General features: G+C 63.2%; 9 protein-coding genes and 1 tRNA gene. 4 read left to right on the top strand and 6 right to left on the bottom strand.

Going from position 1 to position 9,602, the window contains the following annotated elements:
* Nucleotides 1–12: 12 nt before the first annotated feature.
* Nucleotides 13–85: transfer RNA gene (locus tag VF515_17485), tRNA-Lys, on the bottom strand.
* Nucleotides 86–289: 204 nt separating this feature from the next.
* Between VF515_17485 and VF515_17480 the strand changes: the two genes are divergently transcribed.
* Nucleotides 290–631 carry a cupin domain-containing protein gene (locus VF515_17480; GenBank protein ID HEX7409425.1) on the top strand — a complete coding sequence of 114 codons (342 nt, stop codon included), beginning with the start codon at nt 290–292 and terminating at the stop codon, nt 629–631.
* Between the two features lie 31 nt (nt 632–662).
* Here the strand turns inward: VF515_17480 and VF515_17475 are convergent, their stop codons facing one another.
* From VF515_17475 to VF515_17465, 3 genes are all read right to left on the bottom strand, one after another.
* On the bottom strand, nt 663–2,198 hold the full coding sequence (locus VF515_17475; protein ID HEX7409424.1) for a hypothetical protein: 1,536 nt from the start codon (nt 2,196–2,198) through the stop codon (nt 663–665).
* Nucleotides 2,199–2,269: 71 nt separating this feature from the next.
* On the bottom strand, nt 2,270–3,550 hold the full coding sequence (locus tag VF515_17470; protein ID HEX7409423.1) for a family 1 glycosylhydrolase: 1,281 nt from the start codon (nt 3,548–3,550) through the stop codon (nt 2,270–2,272).
* A gap of 9 nt (nt 3,551–3,559) precedes the next feature.
* Nucleotides 3,560–3,796: an allantoinase gene (locus VF515_17465; GenBank protein HEX7409422.1), complete on the bottom strand. Its 237-nt coding sequence runs from the start codon at nt 3,794–3,796 to the stop codon at nt 3,560–3,562.
* 265 nt (nt 3,797–4,061) lie between these two features.
* Between VF515_17465 and VF515_17460 the strand changes: the two genes are divergently transcribed.
* Together VF515_17460 and VF515_17455 are read left to right on the top strand one after the other, a co-directional pair.
* Entirely contained in the window at nt 4,062–5,300 is a 1,239-nt protein-coding gene (locus tag VF515_17460; GenBank protein HEX7409421.1) for an aminotransferase class III-fold pyridoxal phosphate-dependent enzyme, read from the top strand.
* 7 nt (nt 5,301–5,307) lie between these two features.
* Entirely contained in the window at nt 5,308–5,952 is a 645-nt protein-coding gene (locus tag VF515_17455) for a DNA-3-methyladenine glycosylase 2 family protein (protein ID HEX7409420.1), read from the top strand.
* 31 nt (nt 5,953–5,983) lie between these two features.
* On the opposite strand, the gene VF515_17450 is transcribed toward VF515_17455, so the two are convergent.
* Together VF515_17450 and trxA are read right to left on the bottom strand one after the other, a co-directional pair.
* Nucleotides 5,984–6,859 (bottom strand): alpha/beta hydrolase, encoded by an 876-nt coding sequence (locus VF515_17450; GenBank protein ID HEX7409419.1) that lies wholly within the window; start codon nt 6,857–6,859, stop codon nt 5,984–5,986.
* A 14-nt stretch (nt 6,860–6,873) separates the two neighbouring features.
* On the bottom strand, nt 6,874–7,197 hold the full coding sequence (gene trxA / locus VF515_17445; GenBank protein ID HEX7409418.1) for a thioredoxin: 324 nt from the start codon (nt 7,195–7,197) through the stop codon (nt 6,874–6,876).
* A 352-nt stretch (nt 7,198–7,549) separates the two neighbouring features.
* Between trxA and VF515_17440 the strand changes: the two genes are divergently transcribed.
* Nucleotides 7,550–9,602, top strand: a 2,053-nt coding sequence (locus VF515_17440; GenBank protein HEX7409417.1) for a YCF48-related protein, incomplete at its 3' end; no start/stop codon positions are given.

Below are 9,602 nucleotides of genomic sequence, written 5' to 3'. Positions count from 1 at the left end.
GGGCTTTAAAAGTGAGCCGTGCTGGACTTGAACCAGCGACCCTCTGCTTAAAAGGCAGATGCTCTACCTCCTGAGCTAACGGCTCTCTCACAGCGCCATGCGCGGGGTGTCACCATGCCAGAATTCGAGACATCAAGAAAGTCTGGCGGTCAGCTTTCAGCACTCAGCTGTCAGCTGCAAATTCGCCCCCCCATCTTCTGGGACACTGCCCGGCGATCGCTTGCGCTGGGTCGGTCCACAGCCCTGTGGTATGGTGCTTCGCATCGATTGCCAGTGGGAGGATGCTGATATGCTGGTGCGCAACCGGGAACAGGTTGAGGTCGTGACGTACTCCGGCGAAGCCAAGGGCGTGGAGATGCGCCCGCTGATTACCGACAAAGAAGGCGCGCCCCACTTTGCCATGCGCGTCTTCAACCTGACCCCCGAAGGCTACACTCCGTATCACACGCACGATTGGGAGCATGAAGTCTACATCCTCGCCGGCATCGGCGCCGTGCGCGGGAAACAGGGCGAACGCCCGCTGCGGCCGGGGGACTCGGTCTTCATCGCTCCGAACGAGGAGCACCAGTTCCGTGCCGGCTCCGACGGCCTCCAGTTCATCTGCTGCGTGCCGAATCATCAACCAGCTTGAGGGCTCCCTCACCCCGTCGCTCACCGCTGAGCTAGGGACTCAGATCCCGTATGCGCGTCATCCCACCCATGGTGCCGATGTAGACTGTTCTGCCATCGGGGCCAAGGGTTATCGGCGCGCCAAAGTCCGTGTACGTTAGCCCAGCCCCGGTGGGAATCCTGAACACGGTCTGGCCGGTGGCAACATCGAGGGCGGTCAGGTGCCAAGCGTAACCACCGCTGGGCAGGCGCTCATAGGTGTACAGATAGACTAGGCCGTTGGCCAGAGAGATCTTGGGCACGGTGCTGCAGGAGTCCTCCGGGCTTGTCCATACCTCCTTGCATGAGTACCCGCCGCTGCCATCCGGCACCATATCTATGCGGGTGACGCCGCCGACGCTCTCGGCGCAGGGGCCACCCGCCGCTAAGAGCTGTTCGCTCTTCTTGCCGTAGTTGTTTTCGACGATCAGCGAATACTCCGGCCCTTTCGCGCCCTGACGGACCCAGCCAGGCATGGAATTCTCGGTGGTGCTTCGGCCTTCTTCGAATACCGGAATTCGGCAGACTTCTCTGCCGTCGGAACGCTGCATAAACAGAATATTCATGCGAGGCTCGGCATTGTCCGCGATCGCTACCATGTCGCCGAACAGCTTCGGTGTGGTTCCTGAGCCTTGATTGATATTACCGGGCTTGATGTGGGTGCCACGATCATATGGCGTCCGCCAGTCCTGCTGCGGCAACCCGGTCTGATCCGCATGGAAGCGATACATGGCGTGATCGGTAACGATGTAGGCCCCATCTTCACCTAACGTGAAGGAGTTCTCCATTTCTTCACCGACCAGCTCGATGGTATGGGCCGCGCCGCTCTGGGGGTCGAGGGTGCCCACCTTGCCGAAGCGAGTGACGAACCACCACAGCTGCCCGCTCCAGTCTGGTATGGCCATCTGCACGTGGTCCATTGCCGGCGCTGCCATGGGCACAACGAAAGTGCTGAGGTCATACTTGCGCACCAGTTCAAATGCCCCGTTGTCGTCCCGGTAGCGGATGACCTGGATGGCATTGTCAGAATCCGCCAGCAAGACCTGGTCTTGGTTATCTAGAACGAAATAGGCCCCTCCGGATGTGTCTCGATAAGGATACAGGGGATCGCTCATGTGCTTGGGAGGCAGAAGGTAGGATGCCAATTGCTCCAGCGTGTCCGGATCGATGAGCAACAGGGAAAACCCGCTCATGCGGGCGTTGACCGTCAGTATCCGTCCTTTGCGGTCGAAGGTGTTAGTGACACACAGGTTGTTACCCCGGGCATAGCTCTTGAGGGTGACCTCCGGGTTTTTCCCCAGGGGCCCGCTCACCTCATAAGTGTCCGTCATGTAGGCATCGTTGTGCATATTGCTTTTGCCGTTTGGTGCCAGGTACGGATGCTGAGGGATGGGTAGATGGGGTACCGCCGAGGCCTCGGTCGGGGTCTCCGTGGGGATCGCTGTCGGAGTCGGTGGGGGTTTCACAGGCCCGTCGTCGTCACCGCAAGCGCCGATCAGCACCAAGAGCAGGGCAAAAATCACACTCCGTACGCCGCTTGTCACTCTCATCGTTGTCCTGCTCCTCTCTTGGGCTCCGGGGATTGGGTAAAGATCAGCGGCCGAGGGATAGGATACCATGCCTACTTCGTGTACTGCGCCACCATCTCCGGCGTCAGCCGGTGCTCGCGGGCGATCTCTCCGAAAAAGTACGCGCTCGGGCGCGGCGCCCGCGTCAGGGTCGTGCGGTCGACCGCAATGAGCCCGAACTTCGGGCCATAGCCAAAATTCCACTCGAAGTTGTCCATTGCCGACCAGTAGAAGTAGCCGCGCATGTCCGCACCGGCACGGCGGACTTGATCGACGACCGCAAGATGATCCGCAATGTACCGTACCCGGTCGCGGTCGTCATCGCAGGCCATGCCGTTTTCCGTGACGTACACCGGCAACCCGGTGGCGGCGGCACGCTGCAACAATGGACCGAGTCCCTCCGGATACACTTCCCACCCCATCTGACTGAGTTGCCGGTTGCAGTCAGCCGGTGCGGGGCCGCCGGTCTCGACGCCGTAGCGCATGCGGGAGTAATACTGGATGCCGACGAACTGTGAGGACTGCTTCAATCCCGGGATCTCCACGGCCGGGCGGCCGGGATAGCTGAAGAGTCCCGTCCGCAGCGCGTCGAACGATACGCCGTTGGTCTCGGCATCGCGCCGCGCCGCCAGCTCGCGGTCGGCGGCGGAGTCCGGCCGGTACGGTTCGACAGCCATCACCGCCAGCGTGATACCGACAAGCGGCGCACGCCGCGCGTGATCACGCAGCGCCTCGGCCGCGGCCGTATGCGCCCGAAACAGGTTGCAGAGCACATCGGCGGCCAGGGGCGCGTCGGTCAGACGCGGCGGAAAGTATCCGAACCGATAACCCAGCTCGGCGGGCGCCGTCGGCTCGTTGATTGTGCACCAGCGCTGCACCAGATCGCCGTACTCCTTGGCGACACGCTCAACGAAACGGCGGAAGAGGCCCACGTTCTCCGCCCGGGTGAAACCGCCACGCTGGGCGAACCAGACCGGCAAGGTGAAATGGAACAACGTCACCCAGGGCTCGATGCCAAGCTCGCGCAAGGCGTCGAGCACCGCCCGGTAGTGATTGATCTCGGTACGCTGAATCTGTCCCTCCTCCGGCTCAATCCGGCTCCACTCGATGGACAGACGGTGGGCGCGCTGACCGAGGGAATGGATGAGACGGAAATCCTCAGCGAAGCGGTGGTAGTGGTCGCAGGCGATGCCCGACGGCTCCAGCGCGTTGGTGTCCGGCGCATGCTCATGCGCCCACCAGTCGTTGTGGACGTTGTTGCCTTCCACCTGGTGCGCGGCCGTGGCGCTGCCGAAGACAAAGTCAGCAGGGAATTCAAGGGGCGATGCCAGCATGTTCCCTCCTTAGTCCTTCATCTCATCCTGCAGATCGAAGAAAGCGTCGACGCTGGTTGCGAGCTGCTTCTTGATCTGGGAGACCGATCCTTCAATGATATGAAACGTGATGCGGCTCCGCCGGCCGTCCGCCATCACCACGTCGCCACGGTTGACCTTCGCCAGCATGCCCGGTTCGAACAGCCGCATACCGTAGACCAGCACCCGCTTGCGTCCCTTCCCTTCAATCAGCCTGAGTTTCGCCATCTCCCCCCCCGGTCAGTGCTGAGTTCTGAGTGCTGAGTCCTGAGTAGAAGAAAGGGAAACTGAGCACTCAGGACTCAGCACTCAGGACTTCTCTTCCTGGAGGGCTATAGGCGGATTGCCGGCGGTTGGCAACGGTTTTGCCCGGGGCCGGCGTGCCGGATGCAGACGTGCCGGATGCTGGTTGACAGCGAAACGCGAAAGGTGGCAAGCAAAGAGATAATTGGCGATCGTGGGTTCGCGCGCGAGCGGCCCGACGGAGGAGATCATGGCGCTGTATCAGTTCACAAAAACGCAGGAGCTATTCGAGCGGTCGGCCCGCTGCATTCCCGGCGGCATTTACGGCCACCAGACGCCGGCGATGCTGGTGCCGGGATCATATCCGTACTTCTTCGACCATGGAGAAGGCGCGCACGTGTGGGACGTCGATGGCAATGAGTATATCGACTACATGTGCTCGTACGGACCCATCGTGCTCGGGCACCGGCATCCGAAGGTGGAGGAAGCCGCGCTGGCGCAGATGCGCAAGGGGAACTGTTTCAATGGACCGGCATCCGTGTGGCCCGAGCTGGCGGAGTATCTGGTGAACATCACGCCGTTTGCCGACTGGGCGGTGTTCGCCAAGAACGGATCAGACGTGTGCACTTTCGCGCTCGAGGTGGCGCGCGAGCATACTCGCCGGCCCAAGATCGTCATGGCCCAGGGCGCCTACCATGGCACGCATGCCTGGTGCACGCCGCTGCCCGCCGGCACGACACCGGCAGACACCGCCAACGTCCTCACCTTCACCTACAACGACCTGGCCGACCTGCGCCGGGTGGTGGAGGAACACGATGGGCAGGTGGCGGCGATCATCGTCACTCCCTTCAAACACGAAGCCTTTCATGATTCGGAACTGCCGGCAGAAGGCTTCCATCTCGGCGTACGACAGCTCTGCGATGAGAAGAAGATCGTACTGGTCCTGGACGATGTACGCGCTGGGTTCCGGCTGCACCTCGGCGGCTCGGGGGAGTACTTTGGCGTGCGCCCCGACCTCTCCTGCTACTGCAAGGCCATTGCCAACGGGTATGCGCTGTCCGCCTGCGTCGGCCGCGACGCCCTTCGCCCCGCCGCTGAGTCGGTGTTTTTCACCGGGTCCTATTTCACCAGCGCCGTGCCGATGGCGGCGGCGCTGGCGTGCCTGAAAGAGTTGCAGGCGACTGGCGGCATCGAGCGCATGCGCCACGTCGGGACGATGCTGTGCCGCGGGCTGGAGGAGCAAGGCCGCAGTCATGGCCTGCCCGTGACGCTGACCGGCCCGCCGGCGATTCCGTTCATGAGCTTCCGGGACGATGCGGGCTCATTCGAACGCAACCGGGTGTTCGCGGCGGCGTGTGCGGTGCGAGGGGTGTACATCCACCCGCACCACAACTGGTTCCTGACCGCGGCGCACAGTGAAGCCGACATCCGTCGCACGCTGGACGTGACCGACGTGGCTTTCGGCGAGGTCAAGGCCCAGGTTGCCTGAGCCTCCCGTGCCGGCGCGGCTGACCCCATCGTTCGTGGAAGCGGGGGTCCGGCACCTGCGGCGTGTCGATGTCCGCCTGGCGGAAGTGATCGACCGGGCGGGCCCCTGCAGGCTCCGCCCGCGCCAGCAGATCTACCGCTCGCTGTTTCGCGCCGTGCTGTATCAGCAGCTTGCCGGCAGCGCGGCGGCGGCGATCAAGCGGCGCGTGTGCGCGCCCTTCGGTGGCCGGATTCCCGCCCCGGCCGAGTTTCTTGGCGCCGCCGATGAGCCGCTCCTGCGCGCCGGGCTCTCGCGGCAGAAGTTGTCGTACCTGCGCGCTCTCGCCGCGGCGTTCGCGGAGGGCAGGCTCCGCGCGCAACGGCTGGCGCGGCTTCCTGATGACGAGATCATTACGGCAGTGACTGCCGTGCGCGGCATCGGTGAATGGACGGCGCACATGCTCCTGATCTTCTCCCTCGGGCGGCCCGACGTCTTGCCGGTGGGTGACTACGGCGTCCGCAAGGGGATGCAGCGGCTCTATCGCCTGCGCGATCTCCCGGAGCCGCGCACGATGCAACGCATCGCCGCGCCGTGGCGGCCGTATCGCAGCATCGCCTCCTGGTACGTCTGGCGCAGCATTGACGTCGCGGCGCCGGACGACGGCGGAAGGTGAAGACGGCAAGATGCCGGCGCTCCCGGACGGCTCACGCCCGCAGGAAGTCGCGCACGACGGTGAGGAACGCCTCGAGCTGGTCGTGATGAACCCAGTGCCCCGCTTTCTCGATGTTCACCCGTTTGCCGTCACGGAACGCCGTGGCGCGTCCGTCCTCTTCGGGATCCGAAGCCCACGATTCGGCGCCGCGGACCAGCAGCGTTGGGCAGGTGATCTGCGCCCAGAACTCCCGCGCCTCTTGCATATTGAAGAGGTACGGTGAGGCGGCGCGGACGTAGTTATCGAACTTCCACAGGTACGTACCGTCTTCATCGCGATAGGAGCCGTGGACCGTCAGGTGTCGTGCCTGCTCGGGTGTGAGGTGCGGGTTGGCGTCCCGCATGCGCGCCACCGCCTCGTCCAAGCTCTTGTAGCGGTGCGGGTGGCGTTGCGCCAAGGTTTGCATCTCCATGATCCATTCGGCCATGCGTTGGTGCGCAGGCCGCTCGCGGAGCAAGAATGGGGGTGGTCCGAGCCCCTCGATGGCCGCCACCTTGCGCACCCGGTCCGGGTAGACGCCGCTGTACTGCAGGGCGATGGCGCCTCCCAGAGAATGTCCGATGATGGTGATGGGGAAGAGTTGTACGGCACTGAGCAGCTGCGCTACGTCGAGGACGTAGTCGACCATCGCATAGGCGCCACCGATGGCCCATTGCGAATCGCCATGGCCGCGCAGGTCTGGAGCGATGATGTGATAGTCGTTGCGCAGCTCTTGCGCCACCCAGTCCCAATTGCGGGCGTGGTCGCGGCCGCCGTGGATGAGCAGGAGCGGCGGCTTATCGCCGCCGCCCCAATCGACGTAATGCAGTTTGAGCCGCTGTGAGTAGAAGTAGTGCGACGTCGGACCGATGATCAGCTCCCGCGCCATCGCCGTGTCCGTCGCTACACGACTTGGCTGATGGCCTTCACCAGTTGCGTCTTGGGCACGGCCCCGACGATTTGATCACGGACCTGGCCGTCTTTGAAGAGAATCAGGTTGGGAATGCCGCGCACGCCGTAGCGCGATGGCGTCTGCTGATGGTCGTCGATGTTTATCTTTACGACCTTGAGACGGCCGGCGTATTCCTTGGCCAGGTCTGCCACGACCGGCGCGATGGCCTTGCACGGCCCGCACCACGGCGCCCAGAAATCGACCAGAACCGGCAGAGGAGACTTCAGGACCTCGCTGTCAAAAGAGCTGTCACTCACCTCTTGGATATCAGCCATCGTGCCCTCCTCTTGCCCCTGTGCCCGCCGTCCGCGACCCAGTGGAACCATAACTTCCGGTCTTTGTGGATTCAAGCAGGCCCGGCAAACTGGCCTTCATGCGGCAGCGCGCCGCGGGTGCATCGCGCCACGAAAATTTGTCTGATATAGTGCCGAGTGACGAGAGTTCCGGTCCCGATAATGCAGCTCGGATGATCGGGGATTGTGTGAAATATGCCTCAGCGGTTGAGCGGCAAAGAACTCGCCTTTATTCGCAGCCAGCCCGTTGCTCGTGGGGATTATGAGGCGTCCGGACGTCCGGCTGCGGTGCGCGCGTTGCTGACGTCACAGCGACGGAAGAGAGGATAACCAAGTGAGTAAGCACCGGCGTAGGTTTCTCGTAGTATTGATGCAGGCTGCGTTGTGGGCCACGGTTGTGCCGCTCCGTCCCTCGGTTGCACGGGCCGGCTGGTTTGTGCAGAACCCGGACCCCACGGGCGATGATCTCTTCGGCGTGAAGTTCGTCGATGCGCAGTCGGGATGGGCGGTCGGCAGCTTCGGCGAAATCTGGCATACCGGCAATGGCGGTATGCAGTGGGACTTCCAGACGAGTCCGGCAAGCCAAACCGGCGCGTATCTTTACGGGATCACCTTTGTCAATGCATCGACTGGTTGGGTCGTGGGCGAGATCGGTACGATCTTGCAGACCACCAATGCAGGGGAGACCTGGACAGCGCAGGCCGTCCCGGCGCAATTCAATCAATCCGGGTTGTACGGCCTGGCCTTCGTTGATGCCTCGAATGGTTGGGTGGTGGGCAGTGGCGGCGTTATCCTCCACACGACGAACGGCGGGGACTCCTGGACGACGCAGAACAGCGCAACCCAGTCCGATCTCAACGCTGTTGCCTTCGTCGACGCCCAGCATGGTTGGGCAGCCGGTGCCGCGGGAGTTGTCCTCGCAACTATCGATGGCGGCAGCACGTGGACGGCACAGAACAGCTCGACCACAGGCTCGCTGTATGCCGTTACCTTCGTGGATTCGCAGCACGGCTTTGCGGTCGGTGACGGCGGAACCCTAGTGCAGACTGCCAATGGCGGTGGCTTGTGGACCTCGCAATCACTGGCCGGCGTCGACGTGCTCAACGCAGTCGCATTTAGCGATCCGATGAATGGCTGGCTTGCCGGGATCGACTTCGCGCGGTTTGAAGGCGTCATCCTCCATACCGCCGACGGGGGACAGACGTGGACCCCGCAGGACGCCCACAACACCAACTCTTTGAATGCGGTGAGCTTCGTGGATGCACACACCGGCTGGATTGTCGGTGGTGGCGGCACGCTGCTGCACACCGCTGACGGCAGCACCTGGCAATTGCAGAACCCGGCCACCACCAACACGCTGTTCGGCGTCAGCTTCTCTAGCCCCACCGACGGGTTTGCGGTCGGAGATTTCGGGGCCATTGCGCACACGGCCGACGGGGGGACCACCTGGCTGGCGCGCCCGTCGCCCACCGAGGCGACGCTCTATGCAGTCAGCGCCGTGAGCCCGGAGGTTGCGTGGGCTGCAGGGACTTCGGGTACCGTCCTGCACACGACAAACAGCGGTGCGGTTTGGCAGCTCCAGGCGACCCCCGTGAGCACGTCTTTCTTCGGCATCAAGTTCGTCACCAACCAATCCGGCTGGGTGGTGGGTGCAGGCGGCGCCATACTACACACTCCCGACGGCGGGACGAGCTGGCATGCCCAAACTAGCCAGACGTCGCAAGCCCTGAATGGGGTTTCGTTTGTCGATAGCCAGAACGGCTGGGCGGTTGGTGACCTGTCGACGATTCTGCACACGGTTGACGGCGGCGCGACGTGGACAGCACAGAACATGTGTCCCGGCAACTGTAACGGGGATGGAAGCGTGACGGTGGATGAAATTCTCACCGGAGTGAACATCGCTCTCGGAACGCTCCCGATCGATTCCTGTACGGCCTTTGACCTGAACGGAGACGGGGTCGTAACGGTCGATGAAATCCTCGCTGCGGTCAATGCCGCCTTGAATGGATGCACTTCCGACGCGCTGTTCGCGGTCGCGTGCGTCGACACCAAGACCTGCTGGGCGGTTGGCGGCAAATCCGACGTCAGTGCGCCCACCCAAGTCATCCTGCACACCGGTGATGGTGGCACAACCTGGGTCACGCAAGCATGGGTTCCGCCGCCGGGGCAATACACCGACGCCTTGTTCGGCGTAGCGGCCATTGATGGACAGAGAGCCTGGGCGGTCGGCGATTTCGGCCTCATCATCGCGACCAGCGATGGCGGCAGCACGTGGAGCAGCCAGGACAGCGGCGTCAGCGATCCGTTGTACGCGGTGACCTTTGTCAGCCCGCAACTCGGTTGGGCGGTTGGCGACCGCGGCGGTATCCTGGCTACGCAAAACGGCG

The sequence above is a fragment of the Candidatus Binatia bacterium genome (assembly GCA_036382395.1).
In the GTDB taxonomy this organism is placed as follows: Bacteria; Desulfobacterota; Binatia; order HRBIN30; family HRBIN30; genus JAGDMS01.
The sequence above is the reverse complement of the archived record's forward strand: the minus strand, read 5'-3'. Positions and strand labels throughout refer to the sequence as shown.

Coding starts and splice junctions, on each gene's coding strand:
- VF515_17480 (HEX7409425.1), top strand. CDS start 290: ATGCTGGTGCGCAACCGGGAACAGGTTGAGGTCGTGACGTACTCCGGC.
- VF515_17475 (HEX7409424.1), bottom strand. CDS start 2,198: ATGAGAGTGACAAGCGGCGTACGGAGTGTGATTTTTGCCCTGCTCTTG.
- VF515_17470 (HEX7409423.1), bottom strand. CDS start 3,550: ATGCTGGCATCGCCCCTTGAATTCCCTGCTGACTTTGTCTTCGGCAGC.
- VF515_17465 (HEX7409422.1), bottom strand. CDS start 3,796: ATGGCGAAACTCAGGCTGATTGAAGGGAAGGGACGCAAGCGGGTGCTG.
- VF515_17460 (HEX7409421.1), top strand. CDS start 4,062: ATGGCGCTGTATCAGTTCACAAAAACGCAGGAGCTATTCGAGCGGTCG.
- VF515_17450 (HEX7409419.1), bottom strand. CDS start 6,859: ATGGCGCGGGAGCTGATCATCGGTCCGACGTCGCACTACTTCTACTCA.
- trxA (HEX7409418.1), bottom strand. CDS start 7,197: ATGGCTGATATCCAAGAGGTGAGTGACAGCTCTTTTGACAGCGAGGTC.